A 20357-nucleotide genomic window follows, 5' to 3' on the forward strand; every position below is an offset into this window, starting at 1 on the left:
ACTTTCATTAAACCTCTAACTTAATATAAAAGTAGGCTTAAAACATTATGATAAAATTATTGATAGCAGACAACCACCCTATTACCAGGAAAGGACTAGAAGTACTTTTTTCAGCATCTTCAAACATTAAAATTGTTGCAAGTGTTGATAATGGCGAAGCCATTTTAGAGTATATCAAAAAAAATCCTGTAGACATTATTTTAACTGAAGCTGACCTACCTAAGCTTAATGGTTTAACCGTTTTACGTTATTTAAAAAATGACTATCCAGACGTTAAAACTATTATTCTTAGCGCACAACCAGAAGAAGTGTATGCCGTAAACGCCATTAAAGCTGGTGCACATGGTTACATTCACAAATCAGTTAACGTTATTACCATCAACGAAGCTATTTTGAAAGTGAACGATGGCGGTATTTATTTAAGCAACGATTTAACGCAACAATTAGCTTTTGGAAACAGAGTTAATAAAGGCGGATCGTTTTACAAAAAACTATCAACTAGAGAAGCAGAAGTTTTAAAACTTCTAACTATTGGTAGAAAAAACAAAGAAATTTCAAAAGAACTTAACATCAACGAAAAAACAGTTAGTACTTACAAAGCACGTTTAATGCGTAAATTAAAAGTGACTAATTTAGTTGATTTAGTTAGTCAAGCAAAACTCAACGAATCGATGTTATAAAACACGATTCAGTTTTCTAGACAACAACATTTTTAGACCCGAATAGTCTTTTACTTCTTCAAGTATATTTCTATTCGTGTCTATTTTGTTTTGTAGCGTTTCTTGCTGAAATTCCTTAACCTTTTGGTCTATTAAAAAACAGCGAAGACTTAATATGGTTTCGCTTACCAATTGGGCAACACTATGTGTTTTTTCCTTGGGAAAAATATTCATACGCTGCCAATTATCTAACGCATAGCGCTCATCCTCCATTAAAATATGAGTGATTTCATTACCCATTTCAGCATCTACTGAATTAATGAAATTTTTAAGTTCGAACTCTGGATTTTGATTTAAAGTATCAATAATGGTATAGTACAAGCTTTTAAATTGCGGATTAGTAAATTGCATTTCATCATCCTGAAGATCTAAAAATATTTTTTCAAACACCTTTGCTTGGTGAATTACAGGTTCTAAAACCAATTCCTTTTTATCGTTTTCTTTTAAAACCAAATCTTCAAAATCTTCAGTTCTATTTCCATAAAGCAATAAGGCTTCAATTATTTTACGTTCTAACAAATATTGAACATCTACTTTTTCAACAGGGCGCTCGTGCTTAATAACATCAAATGCCTTTTGTTCGGTTTTAAACTGTTTGTTTTCTTCTTGGAATTCCTTTTTATTAATTTGAGCCAAGGTACTAAACAATACTTCCTCACTAATATCCATAATTCGGGCACATTCCTGAATATAGATTTCCTTTTTAATACGATCTGGAATTTTCGAAATACTATTTACAATATCTCGAACCGTATCTGCTTTTTTTATCGGGTCGTTTTTAGACTCTTCAAATAAAATAGAGGCTTTAAACTGAATAAAATCTTTAGCATTTTCATTTAAATAAGAAGAAAGTTCTTCCAAGGTATTTTGTTTTGCAAAACTATCAGGATCTTCACCTTCAGGGAACGTACAAACTTTCACATTCATTCCTTGTTCCAAAATTAAATCGATACCACGAAGCGATGCACGCATACCAGCAGCATCACCATCAAAAAGCACGGTGATGTTTTTTGTGAGACGATTTATTAATCGAATTTGTTCTGAAGTTAAAGCAGTTCCAGAAGAAGAAACCACATTTGTAATGCCTGTTTGGTGAAACTGAATCACATCGGTATAGCCTTCAACCAAAAAACAATTATCTTCTTTGGCAATGCTTTGTTTAGCATGATGAATGCCGTAAAGCACATTACTTTTGTGGTAAATATCACTTTCGGGTGAGTTTACATATTTAGCGGCTTTTTTATCAGTAATTAAAATACGTCCACCAAAACCCAAAACACGACCGCTCATACTTTTTATAGGAAACATAACGCGCCCTTTAAACCTATCGAAGCGCTTATCGTCTTTTACAATGGTAAGTCCTGTTTTTTCTAAAAAATCGATGTTATAACCTTGTTTTAATGCCTCATCTGTAAAGGCTTGCCATTCATTTAAGGAATAGCCTAAATCGAATTTCTTAATAGTTTCTTCAGTAAAACCACGTTCTTTAAAATAACTTAAACCTATAGATTTTCCTTGATCGGTTTTATGCAGTATTTTTTGAAAATACGTGTTTGCAAACTCACTTACCAAATACAAACTTTCGCGTTCGCTCGCTTTTTCCTTTTGTTCGTTACTTTGCTCGGTTTCTTCTATCTCAATATTATACTTTTTTGCTAAGTATTTTATCGCCTCAGGATAGGTAAAATGTTCGTGTTCCATTAAAAACGACACCGCAGTCCCTCCCTTTCCTGTTGAAAAATCTTTCCATATTTGTTTAACTGGAGATACCATGAAACTTGGAGAACGCTCTTCGCTAAACGGACTCAAGCCTTTAAAGTTACTGCCCGATTTTTTGAGTTGTACAAAATCGCCAATAACCTCCTCAACCCGAGCGGTTTCAAAAACTAAATCTATGGATGCTGCTGATATCAATTATGAAGAATTATTTTTAGAATGTAAATGTAATTATAAAGTATTGATTTTTGAAATTAAGAAGCATCAGAAGGTTGGCTTTGTGGGAAAAAAGAATTAAATTCGTTTAATAAAAGATATATAATACCGAAGTAATTTAATACGTTTAAGTAATGCGTCATTATAAAGAAACCAAAGTAACAAGTAAAATTAGACTATTAAAAAAAACATTTACACTCATTTTCACTTTGCTTTTAACTAATATTATAAATGCAAATGACATAATCCAAATTAATCAGAATCAATATTTTATTGATATAAATAAGGGTATTGTTATTACAAATATGGATGTTACTACAATAAATTCAACTTGGCCAAATTCCAAAACCCATATTTTACTCAATGAACTATGTGAATTTACAATTCCACCAGTTAATATAGAAATAGGAACAGTTTATACAATTCATATTCCATCTCAAAACTCAAATTTTGCACTGTATTTTTCAGAATTACCAATTATTAGTATTTTCTCGGATAATACTATAGTTGATGACCCAAATGTTTTGGCGTATTTTAAAATGATAGAAACTAATCAAAATTTCCTAGAATCGAATATAGGAATACAGTACAGAGGGGGATGGTCTCAATCCTTGGCTAAAAAATCGATGGAAATTGAATTTTGGACTGACTCTACAGGCGCTGAAACAGAGGACTATAATTTATTAGGTATGGCAAACAATGATGATTGGAATTTGCAAGCAATGTACAACGAACCTTTACGGATAAGAAGTAAAACAAACAATGACTTATGGCGTAAGATTAACACACTTCATTACCAAAACCAAGAACCAGAAGCCATAAATGGTATAAGAATGAAATACATTGAACTTTTTCTTAATAATGAATACAGAGGTGTTTATTGTTTAGGGGAAAAGGTTAGCAGAAAACAATTGAAACTTAAAAAACATAATGGTATTATTAGAGGAGAGTTATATAAAGGTGTTTCATGGGGAGCAAGTACCTTTACTTCTATCCCTACTTATAACAACAATTTGTTGGCTTGGAGTGGTTTTGAATATAAACATCCTGATGAAGAGGTTGATTGGTCTAATTTGCATGGATTAGTTGACTTTATTATAAATTCATCTAATGGAAATTTCTTTGACGAATATAAAGATCGATTTGAGATTGACAACTTAGTAGATTATTACATTTTTCTTAATCTATTAAGAGCCACAGATAATACAGGTAAAAATATTTATATAGCTAAATATAACACAAATGACAATTACTTCTATGTGCCTTGGGATTTGGATGGCTCCTTTGGAACCATTTGGAATGGCACAAACGACAACACTACGAATGACTTACTATCTAACGGATTTTATAACAGATTAATTTATGATTGTAGTCCAAACGGCTTTAAAGAGAGATTAAAAAACAAATGGCTTTTATTACGCTCAACCGTTATTACACACGATTCCTTAATGTCTTTATTTACTTCAAATCACGATTATTTAAAAGTTAATGGCATATATGATAGGGAGAATTTGGCTTGGACAAGTTATACTTATAATAATACTGATTTAAATTATATGTCTGCTTGGATAACTAACAGATTAATTTATTTAGATGTAAAACTTACAGAAAACTGTATTCCCCTTTCCATAAACCAAAGTACTTTTAATAATGAATTGATTAAAATTCACCCAAATCCTACAGATGATTTAATTTTTATAAACACAGAATTTTTACATGATTACAAAGTTTCTGTGTACAACTATTTAGGACAGGTAGTTCAACATGAACTGATTAGCAAATCAAATAACACCATTTCTTTAGGAAATCTAAATAGTGGAATTTATTTTATAAAATTAGAAAATAAAGAACATACTGAAATTCGAAAAATAATATTAAGTAAATAACAAACTCCCATCAAGCCTTGTAAAAAAACAGCCGATTTAATAATAAATCGAAGGCTCTTCTTTTCATACACGCAAACTCCTTAAACGAAAACAAAAAAGCTTCCAATTACAGAAGCTTTTTTAACTTTAAATAAGTTGACTAATCCATATCAAACCGTAAACCAATGGATATATTATTTTGTTTTATGGCTTGATCTTTAAAAACAGGTGATAAATCGTATTTAACATACAACGCAACCTCATCAAAAGCTATGTAGCCACTTAAACCGTAAACCAAATCACTAGTATTAAAGCTTTGTTTTTGCTTATCTTTTTTTCGGTCACCATCTAATTCATATTTTAATTTTTGGCGTGTGCCTATGTTAAATCCGCCATAACCACCAAGTCCTATTTTAAATTGATTATCGGTTGAGTACCTAAAATAAGTGTCTTTTTCTATTTTTTTGGATGGACCGAATTCAAAATGTACAGGAAACACTAAATTAGTTATTGTCAATTTCGACTTTTTAAGATTTTCAGGAAATGTTTCTAAAGTGGTTTGGTTTCCATCTTGAACAAAGTATTGATTATCGGTTGGTTTCAAACCATTAAACTGAAAGGAATACCCATATTTTAAACGCATAAAGTTCGATTCTTTAAACACACGGGTTTTCCACGCCCAACCTATTTCGAAAAAACGCGAACCACCAAATTTATATGGCGAATCGTCTAATTTTTCACCTGCAATAATAGCATTGTTTAAACCGAAGGCTAAAACAAAATCACTTGATGTGCGTAAATCATATTTTTTTGGTTTATTCTTATAGTTAATCTTCACACATGCAAAACTATCATCATTGCCACCTATGCTGAAACCAACTCGCGATAAATCCTCTTCATTATTAATACGATAGCCTTCATCATTGCGTTCCATGAGCATTATTTTATTATCAATAATAGCCAAACGATTTTCTATATTAAGCGCTCGTTTTTCAGCAGATTCTTTTTTTAAAATTTCTGCTTCAGCATTTGAAATATCTCTCTTACCCAACCTTAAATTAATAGCCTCAACTTCTGCTTTTAAAAAATTGCGTTCTTCATTTTGAATTTGCTCTTTAAGCTTTTTTAAGACTTCAATTTTATCTTTATTATTCCCATTTGGAATACTGTCTTGTGCATTGATGAATTGCACACTTAACCCAAGCACTACGAGTGCTAAATACTTAGTAATTGTTTGCATAACTGTTCGTTTTTATCCCTAAGGGACGTTTATAGATGATTTTGATTGATGATAATTTTATTTTTTTTAATGAGATTCCTGCCTTCGCAGAAATTAGAAACTACTCATTCCGTTGTGCTACTGCCGTTTTTACTGAATTATAACTTGCTTTTATAGCGTCGAATACTTTACTTCTGAATGATTGGTCTAAATCGGCTTCTACTTCCTGAAGCAGCATATTGGCATCTACTATTCCCGTAGTACTATTATACATTTTCTTTAGCCTAATTTCTTTTTGAGCTTGAAGTAACAATTGGTCTATAACAGCATCGGTAACTTCTAAATTTTGCGATTTTAGGGCTTCTACTTGGGCTACAACGTCTTGTATTTTTTGTTCTTCAAACCTTAAGTTTTCTTCTTCTTTTTTAACTGTTTGAATAATGACTTCTGTTTTAATTATGGTATTCTCTTTAGTTATAGCTATTGAATTTTTAATGTTTGGAAAACTTATCTTTTCTTTTAGTGGCAGCTTTTCAAATGCTTCATTTTCTTCAATGTCTTTTATTGCCGCTTTTTCAGTTTTTACATCATCAAGGACTACTTGAATGTTATTGTTTTTTTCATTTACTGTTGGTGCATCAACTATTATTGGTTTCACTTCCTCAGTATTAAAAAACTGAAATGCCATAAAGAAAACACCCACTAAACTCGCCGCTATACCCAACCACCATATGGTTTTTTTAGTATGATTTTTTTCTTCATGATCTAAACGTTCTGAAAGTTTTGCCCAAGCATCATTTGATGGCTGCAATTTTCTTCCTTCTAGCGTTTCTTTTATAGTATTATCAAATTTATTTGATTCCATAACCTGTGTTTTTATTCAATTCCTTTAGGCGTTCCTGCAGCATTTTTCGTGTTTTAAATAATTGCGATTTTGATGTGCCTTCGGTAATATTCAACATCGTTGCAATTTCATGGTGTTTATAACCTTCAATAGCATACATAACAAATACCATTTTATAGCCTTCTGGTAGGGCATCAATTAATTGTTGTATTTGGTCAACTTCAATATCTATATTTATTGCGTCGTTGTGCGTATTCTTAAAATCAATTTCTTCAACAGGAAATTCAATGTTTTTTTGCTGCCTTAAAAACGAAATGGATTCCCTAACCATGATACGGCGTATCCAACCTTCAAAACTACCTTCTTCCCTAAAACTTTTTAAATTGGTAAACACTTTAAAAAACCCATTAAGCATCGCTTCTTCGGCATGTTGAACATCTTTAATATAACACCTACAAATACTAAACATTTTTGGTGCATGCAACTCATACAACATATGTTGAGCTTCACGATTGCCTTTGGCAGCACTTTTTATGAGTGCAGATTCGTTTTTATGGAGTTGTATTACTTTCAAAAATGATTGCATTTAGCCTTCTATTTATAAAGACGCTTATTTTATACTAATGGTTGCCTGAATTAAATTTATTTTATTAAATAAAATTTAAGCATTAGTAAATATAATTCACTAATTTAAACACATGCTTATTCTTAAATTATTTATAACACAATTAAATAAGCAAAAAACAGCTTACTTATTAAAATTTCGAATTATTTTTAATGAAATGAAATAAACACTGTATTTAATTCATATAAACAGGCAAATCATTAAAAATCTTTTATCAATTTATTATATTTGGTTTTATAGCTTATAATATATGAATAACAATCATCTTTTCTCGTCTTACGACAAGCTCCCTAGTACTTGGGACGAAATGTACTGTGATAGCCAAAAATTCAGAGCTCAATATGAGGGCTTTATTGAATATCTTGAAAACACATCCCCAGAAAAACTCACTAAGAAAGAAGACCTTTCTAAACAGCTATTTATGAGTCAAGGGGTCACTTTTACGGTTTATAATGACAATGAGGGTATTGAAAAGATATTCCCTTTCGATATTGTTCCCAGAATTATTACAGCACCAGAATGGGATAAAATTGAAACAGGCATTAAGCAACGTCTTAAAGCATTGAACCTATTTATAAAAGATATTTATAACGAACAGTTTATTATAAAGGACGGTCTTATTCCTGCTGACTTAATTTACTCGTGTCCAAATTTTCTACGTGAAATGAAGGGTGTAAAAGTACCATACGATGTATATGTACACATTTCCGGAGTCGATTTGATAAGAAATAATGATGGTGAATTTTATGTGCTTGAAGACAACTTAAGAACCCCTTCTGGAGTTAGTTATATGTTAGAAAACCGAGAAATTTCCAAACGTTTATTTCCTGGGATTTTACCAAAAAACCATGTGCGGTCGGTATCAAATTACCCCAACATGCTTTATAAAAAACTTAAGGAACTATCAGACCTTAACAATCCTAACATTGTACTACTAACACCTGGTATTTATAATTCGGCTTATTACGAGCATACCACCTTAGCCCGATTAATGGGTATTGAATTGGTTGAAGGATCTGATTTGGTAGTAAAAAACCACTTCGTTTACATGAAAACCACAAATGGCTTAAAGCAAGTAGATATAATTTACAGGCGTGTTGATGATGATTATTTAGATCCTTTAGAATTTAACGCACAAAGTGTTTTAGGTGTTGCAGGTATTATGGCAGCATACAGAAAAGGCAATGTAAACATTGTAAATGCTCCTGGAACTGGTATTGCCGATGATAAGGCGATATATATTTATGTGCCAGATATGATTAAATATTATTTAAATGAGGAACCTATTTTAAAGAATATTGAAACTTATCAATTAGGTAGACCAGACGAGTTGGAATATGTTACCAAAAACATTAAAGACATGGTTATTAAAAAAACTGATGGTAGTGGTGGATATGGTATGCTAATGGGACATGAAGCAACAGATGAAGAAATAAAAGACTATTTGGACAACGTTAAGAAAAAGCCCGATAACTTCATCGCACAACCAATATTAAGGCTATCAACAGCACCTTGTTACATTAATGGACAATTATCACCGCGTTGTATCGATTTACGTCCTTTTGCTTTGGCTGGTAAAGATGGTATTGATATTTGCCCTGGTGGACTTACCCGAGTTGCTCTTAAAAAAGGCTCGTTGGTAGTTAACAGTTCACAAGGCGGAGGTAGTAAAGACACATGGGTATTAAAATAATTCTGAAAAAAATAATATATGTTAAGTAGAGTAGCTAACAACCTAATATGGTTGGATCGATACATGGAGCGCGGTAATGGAATTTTAAGTTTGCTTAAAGTGAATTTTTTAGCAAATCAAGACTCTCCGGAATTGTTTTCATGGACACCAATTATTAAAAATTTTACAACTTCTGAAAATGAATTTTATACTGAAGACGCCATAGAATGTATTTATTTCATGGTGTTTAATATAGAAAATTCAAACTCCATTCTAAATATTGTCACAAAAGCAAGAGAGAATGCCCGAAGTGTACAAGAACACATTTCCAGAGAGTTGTGGCTATGCATCAACAATTACTATTTATATTTAACAGATAAAGATCTACCTAGAAGACTTCGGGAAGAAGACCCTGTACAGTTTTTAGAAGATTTAAGAAAACACCATTTAATATACTACGGAACATCTGATGTTACGCAAGAACGCGGACCATCATATTACTTTATGAGTATTGGTAAATTTCTTGAGCGTGTTATTCAAATATCCGATTTCACAGAATTTAAACTTATGGAAATTGGAAACACTTCTGATAGTTTAGAAAAAAGTTTTTATTGGAAAAATTTATTGCTTTCAATTGGCGGGTATCAATTATACTTAAAAACCCATAAATCTACTTTCAATGAAGACCACGTTATTAGATTGGTGTTTCAAGAAAAATTATTCCCAAGGTCTGTTTATTATTGCGTCAATAAATTAAGCTGGTACATCACCAAACTTATTGATGCTAACGAGCTTGAAAAAACAAACTTGGAGTTTTTAATAGGAAAGCTAGAAAGCACCATAAAATATACCACCATTGAAAGCATAAAAGAACAAGGATTGCATAATTACATTGAAAGTATTAAACAAGATATTAGAAATATATCTATGAATATTAATTCTGTTTACCTTTCTAACATTAATTGATAATAAAAAACATCATGGCAACATTCTATATAAAACATATTACAAAATTCAGTTATAGTAATAAAGTAATTGATGGGGCGAATTTAATTAGGCTTTACCCAATAAATGATGACTTTCAAAAAGTGAATTCTCATTTTATTTCGGTTACAAACAATCCATTTGTAGAATCATTTAACGATTTTTACAATAACAGGGTTGGTACTTTTCTAATTACAGAGCAACATGATGAATTAACTATCACTTCAGATGTTGAAGTAGTAACTTATGATAAGTTATTTCCAGAAGATACTGTAGATTCAAAAACCCAATGGGAAGAATTAAAAACTAAAAAATACGATGCAGACATTATCGATTTTGTAAAACCAACTCTTTTTAGTGGTTCTGAAGATGTTTTAGCTTTAATTGCATCTAAAAATCTTAATGAAAAAACACCTTACAAAGCTGTTTTAGAACTTTGTGAATATGTGTACAACAACTTTAAATACATTGTAGGAGTTACTAATGTAGATTCTACCTTAGATGATGTTTGGAAACTAAAAGCAGGCGTTTGTCAGGATTTTACTAATATTTTACTGCAAATGGTGAGAATGTCTGGTATTCCGGCACGCTACGTTAGCGGGTATATTTGCCCTGCAGAAGATAATACAAGAGGTTTAGGCGCTACCCATGCTTGGATTGAAGCCTACATCCCTTTTTACGGCTGGTTTGGAGTAGATCCAACAAACAATGCCATCGCCAATGAAAACCATGTGCGATTAGCAGTGGGCAGAAACTATGCCGATTGCTCTCCTGTAAAAGGTGTTTTTAAACGAAAAGTAGATTCTGATTTGTATGTGAAAGTTGAGATAAGTTCAACAAAAAACAAAGAAACCATTGTAGTGCCTCCAAATACATTTTCTGATGCTAAAACCAATAGTTACCAACGTAATTTAGACCGCATACAGCACCAACAACAACAACAACATCAAAACCAGCAGCAACAGCAATAACAGTATTTAAAAAAATGGAATAATGGTTGGGCTTTTAAAAGTCAACCATTATTTTTTTCTATCAATCACATAATTCACCATCAACTCTAGTGAATTTCTATATTCAGAATTTGGGTATGTTTTAAGTAATTGTAAAGCTTCTTCTTGAAATTGCTTCATTCTTGCAATGGCATAATCTAGACCACCATTGTTTTTCACATAAGCGATCACTTCTTTAACACGTTTTGCGTCCTTATTATGATTTTTAATAGAGTTGATTAACCACTTTTTATCTTTCTTATCCGCTTGGTTTAGCACATAAATTAAAGGCAAGGTCATTTTTTGCTCTTTAATATCGATACCCGTTGGTTTCCCTATTTGGTCGTCGCTATAATCAAATAAATCATCTTTAATTTGAAATGCCATACCTATAAGTTCGCCAAACTTTCGCATTGTTTCTACATGTTGCGATTCTGGTTTTACAGAAGCAGCGCCCAAACTACAACACGCGGCAATTAAAGTGGCTGTTTTTTGTCGGATAATTTCGTAATAAACAGCTTCGGTTATATCAAGTTTACGGGCTTTTTCAATTTGAAGTAATTCGCCTTCACTCATTTCTCGTACCGCAATTGAAATGATTTTAAGTAAATCAAAATCATTATTATCAATACTTAAAAGTAATCCTTTAGACAGTAAATAATCGCCTATTAAAACAGCAATTTTGTTTTTCCATAAGGCATTTACCGAGAAGAATCCACGGCGACGATTACTATCATCAACCACATCATCATGTACCAAAGTTGCCGTATGGATAAGTTCAATTACTGATGCCCCTCTATAAGTACGTTCACTTACTTCACCATTCGACACCATTTTAGCAACCAAAAAAACAAACATGGGTCGCATTTGCTTCCCTTTTCGATTTACTATATACGTTGTAATTCTATTAAGCAATGCCACCTTACTAGACATTGAAAGCAGGAACTTTTGCTCGAAAAGATCCATTTCATAGCCTATGGGTTGTTTTATTTGCTCTACTATTTTCAAATTAAAAAAATCACTTTATAACAACAAACGTACTAAAAAAATACAATAACCGCATAAATAATTACAACCTGCTTACAATTAACTTTTTAAGTTTGAATACTTGCTCGTTATTTTATATATTATACTAAATTAATCTATAAAACATCAAAGCTTATGAAAAAAATTACTTTATTATTTTTACTATTGTTAACCTTTAGTTTTAATAGCTTTGCTCAATTTCCCGAAAATTTTGATACCGAGTTACCTACTACATGGTCTACGTTTATTGGGACAAATTCTGAAGGAACAGTTGAAAACTGGGAATATAATTCCTTTGGGTATATGTTTGTAGCATGGGAAGATGTGGCAACACTAGCAGAAGATTGGTTGGTTTCTCCTCAAATAGCAATTACATCTACCAACTCCTTGCTTACATTCAACCAAACGGATTATTACATTGATGATTATGGGTCTACATTAACAATTAGGATTTCTACAGGAAGTTCTCAAACATCCCATGGAGATTTTACAATTGTAGACACTCAAAACGAAACAGATGTAACAAATGGAACTGCTTTAACATTTTCTAGACATGAAGTTGATTTGTCAGTTTATGAAGGTCAAAGTGTTTTTATTGCTTTTGTCTGGGCTCAAGACAATGGAGATGCGTTGTTTATTGATGATATTAATTTGGAAAACCAAAACGTTTCTGCTCCAGATGCGGTTACTACCCCAGCTCCCACAGACACCACCATAAATGTCCCCATTGATGCAACAGACCCTGCTAACTTACTTATTGCTCCTTTTACTTGGGTAGCCGCAACAACAGGAGACCCAGCAACAAGTTTTAATATTAATCTAGGCACTAATGCTGCAGGCAATAATATAGGAACGATCTCTGGGTTTAATAGTGGCGGTGGTGTTATTTTTGATTGGGCCTATAATACAACTTATTATTGGTCTATAAATGCAGTAAATTTTGGGGGAAGTACCCCTAGTGCGGTATGGAGTTTTACTACCGAATCAGACCCAAGTTTGTCAATTAATGACGACCAATTAAAATTGTTTCATGTTTTCCCAAATCCAGTAAAAGGTGTTGTTACTATCAATACCAATAAAACCATTGAGAGCATTTCAATTATGAATCAACTTGGACAAAAAATTATGAATTTTAATCAATCACAAATTTTTAACAACAAGGTTGATTTAACTTCGTTGAAAAAAGGAATGTATTTTATGAATATTAGTTCTGAAAATAAATCTCAATCAATCAAAATAATCAAAGATTAGTTATTAAAAATCAAGATAGATAGAAAAGAGCTGCAATTCGCAGCTCTTTTTCTTAACTTTTATTTGCCAATTGACCACAAGCCGCATCGATATCTTTACCTCTGCTTCGGCGTACGTTAACAACAATTCTGTTTTTTTCTAAATTACTTATGTAATTCTCTAAGGCTTCGTTTGATGCTTGCTGAAATTCGCCATCATCAATGGGGTTATATTCAATAATGTTTACTTTACAAGGCACATATTTGCAAAACTTAACTAGAGCGTCAATATCTTTTTGCGAATCGTTTATACCTTTCCAAACCACATATTCGTAACTGATTTTACATTTGGTTTTAGCATACCAATATTCCAATGCTTCACGTAAATCTTCCAAAGGGAAATTTTCGTTAAATGGCATGATGGTAGTTCGAACTTCATCGATGGCAGAATGTAATGATACTGCTAAATTGAACTTCACATCATCATCTGCCATTTTCTTAATCATTTTTGGCACACCCGATGTGGAAACGGTAATACGTTTTGGCGACATACCCAAACCTTCGGGAGATGTAATTTTATCGATAGCTTTAATAACATTGTTATAGTTCATAAGTGGTTCGCCCATACCCATAAATACAATATTACTTAATGGACGGTTAAAATACAACTTACTTTCATTATCAATAGCTACTACTTGATCGTAAATTTCGTCGGGATTTAAATTTCGCATACGTTTTAAACGCGCCGTAGCACAAAACCTGCAATCTAAACTACAACCTACTTGACTGGACACACATGCAGTGGTTCTGGTGGCCGTTGGAATTAAAACCGACTCCACAATCAACCCATCGTGTAAACGTACCGCATTTTTAACCGTACCATCGTTACTACGTTGCATGGTATCTACTTTTATATGGTTGATAACAAAGTTGTCTTCCAGCATTTGACGTGTTTCTTTTGAAACATTGGTCATATCATCAAACGAGTGGGCACCTTTTTGCCACAACCATTCGTAAACCTGGTTGCCACGAAACGCTTTATCTCCTTGTTTTTCAAAGAAATCACGGAGTTGCTCTTTGGATAATGCGCGAATGTCTTTTTTTGTTGTTGCCATATAAGATGCAAAAATAGGGAAAGGATTATCGAATTACGATTTTTGATTAAAGAATGATGATTTTAACCTGTTGGTCGCAAACTACTTTTTAAATGTCAAATCAAATTTCTATGTTACTCAGAGCATATTGAAGCATCTCTATATTAGATATTCAACATGCTCATAACAACCTTATTATTCTTCTGCAATGGTTGGATGCAACCACTTTCTAGCTTTTTCTTTCGTGATGCTTTTTCTAGTGGCATAATCCGTTACTTGGTCATCTGTAATTTTACCTAATCCAAAATATTTCGCTTCTGGGTTTGCAAAATAATATCCGGAAACTGCTGCCGCTGGCCACATGGCTAAACTTTCGGTTAACTTCACGCCTATTATTTTTTCAACTTCCAATAACTCCCAAATAGTTTCCTTTTCTAAATGGTCTGGACATGCGGGATACCCCGGTGCCGGACGAATACCTTTGTAACTTTCTTTTATCAAATCATCATTTGAAAGTGTTTCATCAGAATCATAACCCCAATGTTTGGTTCGTATTTGTTTGTGTAAATATTCTGCAAAAGCTTCAGCAAAACGATCGGCAATAGCTTGCGCCATTATTGCATTGTAATCATCCTCTTTGGCTCTGTAGCTGTCGGCTAATTCTTGCGCGCCAAAAATGGCCACACAAAAAGCGCCCATATAATCGGTTTTGCCGGTTTCTTTAGGTGCAATAAAATCGGCTAAGGCAATGTTTGGAATGCCTTCTCTTTTACTTAATTGTTGACGCAAGGTTCTAAAAACAGCCACTTCTTTTCCGTTTTTTTGAACTGAAATATCATCATCATGTATCGAATTTGCTTCAAACAAACCGAAAACCGCTTTTGGTTTTAGCAATTGTCTTGCAATAATATCTTCAATCATTGCTTGGGCTTCGTTGTACATGATGGTTGCTTGTTCACCAACCAATTCATCCGTTAATATATCTGGAAATTTACCGTGTAAATCCCAGCTTCTAAAAAACGGACTCCAATCAATATAAGGCACCAATTCTTTTAAGCTTAATTGTTTTAACATCTGAACGCCTAATTCTTTAGGTTTTACAATTTCAGACGTATTCCAATCAATTTTATATTTTCTTGCTCGTGCTTCTCCAATTGAAATATATGATTTTTCTTTGCCTCGTTTTAAAAACTTAGTTCGGAATTCATCATAATCCTTTTTTAAATTGGCAACATATTCGTTTGAAGTTTTCTTATTTAGTAGATCCCCCACAACTGTTACTGCTCTTGAAGCATCATTCACATGAACCACCGCATTTTTATACTGCGGATCAATTTTAACTGCTGTATGTGCTTTTGAGGTTGTTGCACCACCTATTAACAAAGGAACAATGAAATTTTGGCGCTCCATTTCTTTAGCTAAATACACCATTTCATCAAGAGACGGCGTAATTAATCCAGACAAACCTATTGCATCCACATTATGTGCTTTAGCCTCTGCAATAATTTTTTCTGGTGGCACCATAACACCCAAATCGACAATAGCGTAATTGTTACAAGCTAATACCACGCTTACAATATTTTTTCCAATATCGTGCACATCGCCTTTTACGGTTGCCATTAATACTTTGCCTACGGGTTCTTGTAAATCGCCTTTTTCAGCTTCAATAAACGGATTTAAATACCCTACTGCTTTTTTCATTACACGAGCAGATTTCACTACTTGTGGCAAGAACATTTTTCCTGCTCCAAATAAATCGCCAACAACGTTCATACCAATCATTAAATGCCCTTCAATAACATCAATTGGTTTTTCGGCTTGTAATCTGGCTTCTTCTACATCTTCAATAATAAAAGCATCAATACCTTTCACTAAAGCGTGCGTAATTCTATCTTGAATGGGGTTTTCTCGCCATGATAAATCGACTCCTTTTTCTACTTTGGAACCTTTTACGGTTTCAGCGAAATCTAACAACCGCTCGGTCGCATCATCACGTCTGTCTAAAATAACATCTTCAACGTGTTCTAATAAATCCTTTGGAATATCATCATAAATTTCTAATAGTGCAGGGTTTACAATACCCATATTCATACCCGCTTGAATAGCATAATATAAAAATACAGAGTGCATTGCCTCACGAACACCATCGTTTCCTCTAAACGAAAACGACACATTGCTGACTCCACCACTCACACTAACGTTTGGCAAATTTTGTCGCACCCAACGTGTAGCTTCAATAAAATCGATGGCATTTCTTTTATGCTCATCCATACCTGTTGCTACAGGAAATATGTTTAAGTCGAAAATAATGTCTTCCGATGGGAAACCTACCTTGTTTACTAAAATATCATAGGAGCGTTTTGCTATTTCAATACGTCTATCGTAATTATCAGCTTGTCCAACCTCATCAAAAGCCATAACAACTACCGCTGCACCGTAACGTTTTATTTTTTTGGCTTCTGCTATAAACTTGTCTTCACCTTCTTTTAAGGAAATAGAGTTTACCACACATTTACCTTGCACCACCTGTAAACCAGCTTCAATGATTTCCCATTTTGAGCTATCAATCATGATAGGAACTCTAGAAATATCGGGTTCTGCGGCTATTAAATTTAAAAAACGCACCATAGATTCCTTTCCGTCTATAAGTCCGTCGTCCATATTAATATCGATAATTTGCGCTCCACCATCAACCTGATGGCGAGCCACTTGCAAAGCTTCATCGAATTTTTCTTCTTTAATAAGTCGAAGAAACATTCTAGAGCCTGCAACGTTAGTACGCTCTCCTACATTTATAAAGTTGCTGTTTTCGTTTAGGATTAGAGGTTCTAATCCTGATAAATGCATGTATTTTGTTTGCTTAATACTCATTATTTATAATGTTCTACAGTGGGAAATGGTTCGTAAAAATGATGTAATAATTGTTTCCATTGTTGGTATTTATCTGATTGTCTGAAACCAATTTCATGGTCTTCAATCGTTTCCCAATTCACTAATAATATATATTTATCTTGATGCTCAATACATTTTTTCAATTCATGGGACATATACCCTTTCATTGTTGAAATTATTTTTTCAGCTTCTTTAAAACTTGTTTCAAAATCTAAAGAAAAACCTTTTTTTATGTTTAAAGTAGCAACTTCAAGTATCATAATTTCATTTATTCTATAACCCTTCGACTGCGCTCAGGGCAACAGCAGTACGTGGTTTGTATTTTGCAGCTATGTTTGCAATTACTTTAATATGTTCTGGGGTAGTTCCGCAACAACCTCCAATAATATTAATTAAATTTTTCTTTAAATATTCTTCAATTTGCTCACCCATTTCTTCTGGAGATTCATCGTATTCACCAAAAGCATTTGGCAAGCCAGCATTGGGATGTGCAGAAATAGCAAAATCTGTTTTATTAGCAATTGCTTCCAAATGTGGCTGTAATAAATTAGCTCCCAAAGCGCAATTAAAACCAATTGACAGTAATGGAATATGCGATACTGAAATTAAAAAGGCTTCAGCAGTTTGCCCAGACAAAGTTCTACCTGAAGCATCAGTGATTGTTCCACTTAACATGATTGGAATATCTATGTTTCGTTCTTCTTTCACTTCTTCAATAGCGAATAATGCTGCTTTGGCGTTTAGCGTATCGAAAACGGTTTCTACCAATAATAAGTCGACACCACCATCAACCAAGGCCTCTACTTGTTGCTTATATGCAATACGTAATTCATCAAAAGTTACAGCTCTATAACCTGGATCATTTACATCGGGCGACATGCTTGCTGTACGGTTTGTTGGCCCAATAGACCCTGCTACAAAACGGGGTTTATTTGGTTCACGTTTTGTAAATTCATCGGCAACTTCTCTCGCTATTTTAGCCGATTGAAAGTTTAGTTCGTACACCAAATCTTCCATTTGGTAATCTGCCATAGCTATGGTCGTGCCAGAAAAGGTATTGGTTTCAACAATATCTGCTCCCGCTTCAAAATATTTTCCGTGAATGGTTTTAATAGCTTCCGGTTGGGTAATGGATAGTAAATCGTTATTCCCCTGTAATGGTGTTGGGTAATCTTTAAAACGCTCGCCCCTAAAATCTTCTTCAGTAAATTTATATTGCTGAAGCATGGTACCCATAGCACCATCGAGCACTAAAATACGGTCTTGTAAAGCTTGTTGTATGTTTGACATTTTGATAATTTATATCTGTATGTCATCAAGAAAAGTAAAAGAAACACTTTTCGTTATCTTTCCAATATTCTTTAAAATACTAGTAGAACGTAGCACCTTCTTTAAGAGCTAAAGGGTTGCCAAGGCTTCAACGGGTCTATTCCCTCTACCTTTCTTGATAACAATTATTAATACATTTATGAACTTGTGGACAAAAGTACCACACATTTTTTTAAATTCACAGTAATTCGGTTAAAATTGCCCGAATTTATTCGAAAAGTGTTGATGATAAATACCTATCTCCTCTATCGCAAATGATGGCTACTATAACACCTTCTTCCAAAGTTTCTGCTATTTTTAAAGCACAAAACACAGAACCACCACTACTCATGCCGGCAAAAACACCTTCTTCTTTTGCTAAACGTTGGGTAGTTGTTTTAGCATCTTGTTCACTAACATCCACCACCACATCTACTTTAGAGCGATTGAAAAACTTAGGCACATATTCTGGCGACCATTTTCTTATTCCAGGTATCTTTGCCCCATCTTCTGGTTGTGCACCAACAATGATGATGTTTTTGTTTTTCTCTTTCAAATAGTTAGAAACGCCCATAACGGTTCCGGTTGTACCCATGGCAGACACGAAATGTGTGATTTTACCATCGGTATCATTCCAAATTTCTGGACCTGTAGTTTTATAGTGCGCTTTCCAATTATCGTCGTTTTCAAACTGATTCAAAAGCGTATAGCCTTTTTCATCTCTTAATTGAAATGCTAAATCTCTAGAACCTTCAATACCTGTATCAGCAGGTGTTAAAATCACCTCAGCACCATACGCTCTCATAGTTTTAACGCGTTCTTCAGTAGAATTCTCCGGCATAATCAACACCATATGTACTCCCAATAGATTCGCAATAAATGCCAAAGCAATTCCTGTGTTACCACTAGTTGCTTCTACCAAATAATCTCCTTTTTTAATATCACCTCGTTTTAAGGCTTCACTTATCATATTAAAAGCGGCACGATCTTTAACGCTTCCACCAGGGTTATCTCCTTCTAATTTTAAATATAATTTTACACCTTTTTTTGAAATTAAATGGCTTGCCTCAACAAGTGGTGTATTACCTATTCTATCTAAAATACCTTTAACTGATGCCATTCTTTTTGGGTCTGATTTTTATTTCGGTTTGATAAGTTACTAAGGAGTTTTCTGGAACTGATTCTGTAATCCAAACATTGGCTCCAATAGTACTATTTGCTCCAATGGAAATATCACCACCGAGGATGGTAGCATTGGCGTAAATAGTTACATTATCTTCAATAGTTGGGTGACGTTTGGTAGACTCTAATATTTTTTTTACTTGGATACCACCTAATGTAACCCCTTGGAAAATTTTAACATTATTTTTTATAACAGACGTTTCACCAATAACTATTCCGGTGCCGTGGTCCACAAAAAATGAATCGCCAATAGTTGCTCCCGGATGAATATCAATACCTGTTATACCGTGAACATATTCACTCATCATTCTAGGAAGAATTGGCATGTTTTGTACGTACAACTGATGACTTAAACGATAAATTGAAATAGCATAAAACCCTGGGCAGGCTAAATAAACTTCTTCTAATGTTTTGGTTGCTGGATCAAAATTAACAACCGCAACCGCATCTAAATCTAACTTAGTCCTGATAGTGTGAAACTTACTTTGAAATTCATCCCAAATCGCTTCACCATCAACAATATCCAAATTATTTGCTATATCTAAAAAGGCTTTTCTTAAAGGTTGAAGCTCATTTTCATGCGAATCAAATATATAATAAAAAAGACGTTTTGTAAATATTCTTACAACATCCTTTAAACGAACATTATATTTTTTTTTAACTAATCTATCATTTAACTCATGGTACAAATCCATACAAAATAATTTAAATTATCTTTCATTGTCGCTTTTGACGCTTGAAATTTACAACAATAAAAGACTTTTCTAAAAAAAAATT

17 protein-coding genes and 1 riboswitch are annotated in these 20357 nt (G+C 33.3%); of the genes, 6 read left to right on the forward strand and 11 right to left on the reverse strand.

The annotated features are described in order from the left end of the window. The first annotated feature begins 47 nt into the window (after positions 1-47). The gene (locus EV196_RS11300; RefSeq protein ID WP_132217871.1) at positions 48-680 is read left to right on the forward strand and encodes a response regulator transcription factor; all 633 of its coding nucleotides are present in this window, start codon (positions 48-50) and stop codon (positions 678-680) included. On the opposite strand, the gene dnaG is transcribed toward EV196_RS11300, so the two are convergent. Continuing rightward, positions 675-2633, reverse strand: coding sequence for a DNA primase (gene dnaG, locus EV196_RS11305; RefSeq protein ID WP_132217872.1), 1959 nt, complete (start codon positions 2631-2633; stop codon positions 675-677). The genes EV196_RS11300 and dnaG overlap by 6 nt on opposite strands. 152 nt (positions 2634-2785) lie before the next feature. On the opposite strand from dnaG, the gene EV196_RS11310 reads away from it, so the two are divergent. Further along, positions 2786-4537, forward strand: coding sequence for a CotH kinase family protein (locus EV196_RS11310; protein ID WP_132217873.1), 1752 nt, complete (start codon positions 2786-2788; stop codon positions 4535-4537). 139 nt (positions 4538-4676) lie between these two features. Here the strand turns inward: EV196_RS11310 and EV196_RS11315 are convergent, their stop codons facing one another. The 3 genes from EV196_RS11315 to EV196_RS11325 form a co-directional block, all read right to left on the reverse strand. Next, entirely contained in the window at positions 4677-5756 is a 1080-nt protein-coding gene (locus EV196_RS11315; protein ID WP_132217874.1) for a hypothetical protein, read from the reverse strand. 100 nt (positions 5757-5856) lie between these two features. Beyond that, on the reverse strand, positions 5857-6600 hold the full coding sequence (locus EV196_RS11320; RefSeq protein ID WP_132217875.1) for a hypothetical protein: 744 nt from the start codon (positions 6598-6600) through the stop codon (positions 5857-5859). Further along, positions 6587-7165: an RNA polymerase sigma factor gene (locus EV196_RS11325; RefSeq protein WP_243652230.1), complete on the reverse strand. Its 579-nt coding sequence runs from the start codon at positions 7163-7165 to the stop codon at positions 6587-6589. Before EV196_RS11325 ends, EV196_RS11320 begins: the two co-directional genes overlap by 14 nt. A gap of 289 nt (positions 7166-7454) precedes the next feature. Between EV196_RS11325 and EV196_RS11330 the strand changes: the two genes are divergently transcribed. From EV196_RS11330 to EV196_RS11340, 3 genes are read left to right on the forward strand one after another with little or no spacing between them, the layout of a single operon-like run. Then, entirely contained in the window at positions 7455-8897 is a 1443-nt protein-coding gene (locus EV196_RS11330) for a circularly permuted type 2 ATP-grasp protein (RefSeq protein ID WP_132217876.1), read from the forward strand. Positions 8898-8915: 18 nt separating this feature from the next. Further along, entirely contained in the window at positions 8916-9842 is a 927-nt protein-coding gene (locus tag EV196_RS11335; protein WP_132217877.1) for an alpha-E domain-containing protein, read from the forward strand. A 14-nt stretch (positions 9843-9856) separates the two neighbouring features. Next, the gene (locus EV196_RS11340) at positions 9857-10831 is read left to right on the forward strand and encodes a transglutaminase family protein (protein ID WP_132217878.1); all 975 of its coding nucleotides are present in this window, start codon (positions 9857-9859) and stop codon (positions 10829-10831) included. 48 nt (positions 10832-10879) lie between these two features. Here the strand turns inward: EV196_RS11340 and EV196_RS11345 are convergent, their stop codons facing one another. Beyond that, entirely contained in the window at positions 10880-11857 is a 978-nt protein-coding gene (locus EV196_RS11345; RefSeq protein WP_132217879.1) for a polyprenyl synthetase family protein, read from the reverse strand. Between the two features lie 153 nt (positions 11858-12010). On the opposite strand from EV196_RS11345, the gene EV196_RS11350 reads away from it, so the two are divergent. Then, positions 12011-13126 carry a T9SS-dependent choice-of-anchor J family protein gene (locus tag EV196_RS11350; RefSeq protein WP_132217880.1) on the forward strand — a complete coding sequence of 372 codons (1116 nt, stop codon included), beginning with the start codon at positions 12011-12013 and terminating at the stop codon, positions 13124-13126. Positions 13127-13178: 52 nt separating this feature from the next. Here EV196_RS11350 and rlmN read toward each other — a convergent pair whose 3' ends face one another. The 6 genes from rlmN to epsC all read right to left on the reverse strand — a co-directional run bounded on the left by rlmN (position 13179) and on the right by epsC (position 20275). Beyond that, positions 13179-14219, reverse strand: a complete 1041-nt coding sequence (gene rlmN, locus EV196_RS11355; RefSeq protein ID WP_132217881.1) for a 23S rRNA (adenine(2503)-C(2))-methyltransferase RlmN — start codon at positions 14217-14219, stop codon at positions 13179-13181. 174 nt (positions 14220-14393) lie between these two features. Beyond that, positions 14394-17069 (reverse strand): methionine synthase, encoded by a 2676-nt coding sequence (gene metH / locus EV196_RS11360; protein ID WP_132217882.1) that lies wholly within the window; start codon positions 17067-17069, stop codon positions 14394-14396. Next, positions 17069-17350: an antibiotic biosynthesis monooxygenase family protein gene (locus tag EV196_RS11365; RefSeq protein ID WP_132217883.1), complete on the reverse strand. Its 282-nt coding sequence runs from the start codon at positions 17348-17350 to the stop codon at positions 17069-17071. Before EV196_RS11365 ends, metH begins: the two co-directional genes overlap by 1 nt. Positions 17351-17363: 13 nt before the next feature. Beyond that, positions 17364-18380: a homocysteine S-methyltransferase family protein gene (locus EV196_RS11370; RefSeq protein WP_132217884.1), complete on the reverse strand. Its 1017-nt coding sequence runs from the start codon at positions 18378-18380 to the stop codon at positions 17364-17366. Positions 18381-18430: 50 nt separating this feature from the next. Continuing rightward, positions 18431-18544, reverse strand: a riboswitch (SAM riboswitch). Between the two features lie 83 nt (positions 18545-18627). Further along, complete coding sequence (gene cysM / locus EV196_RS11375; protein WP_132217885.1) at positions 18628-19518, reverse strand: cysteine synthase CysM; 891 nt, start codon at positions 19516-19518, stop codon at positions 18628-18630. Continuing rightward, positions 19505-20275, reverse strand: coding sequence for a serine O-acetyltransferase EpsC (gene epsC, locus EV196_RS11380; RefSeq protein ID WP_132217886.1), 771 nt, complete (start codon positions 20273-20275; stop codon positions 19505-19507). The genes cysM and epsC overlap by 14 nt, the downstream gene beginning before the upstream one ends. Positions 20276-20357: the final 82 nt, after the last annotated feature.

The organism is Mariniflexile fucanivorans, assembly GCF_004341235.1.
In the GTDB taxonomy this organism is placed as follows: Bacteria; Bacteroidota; Bacteroidia; order Flavobacteriales; family Flavobacteriaceae; genus Mariniflexile; species Mariniflexile fucanivorans.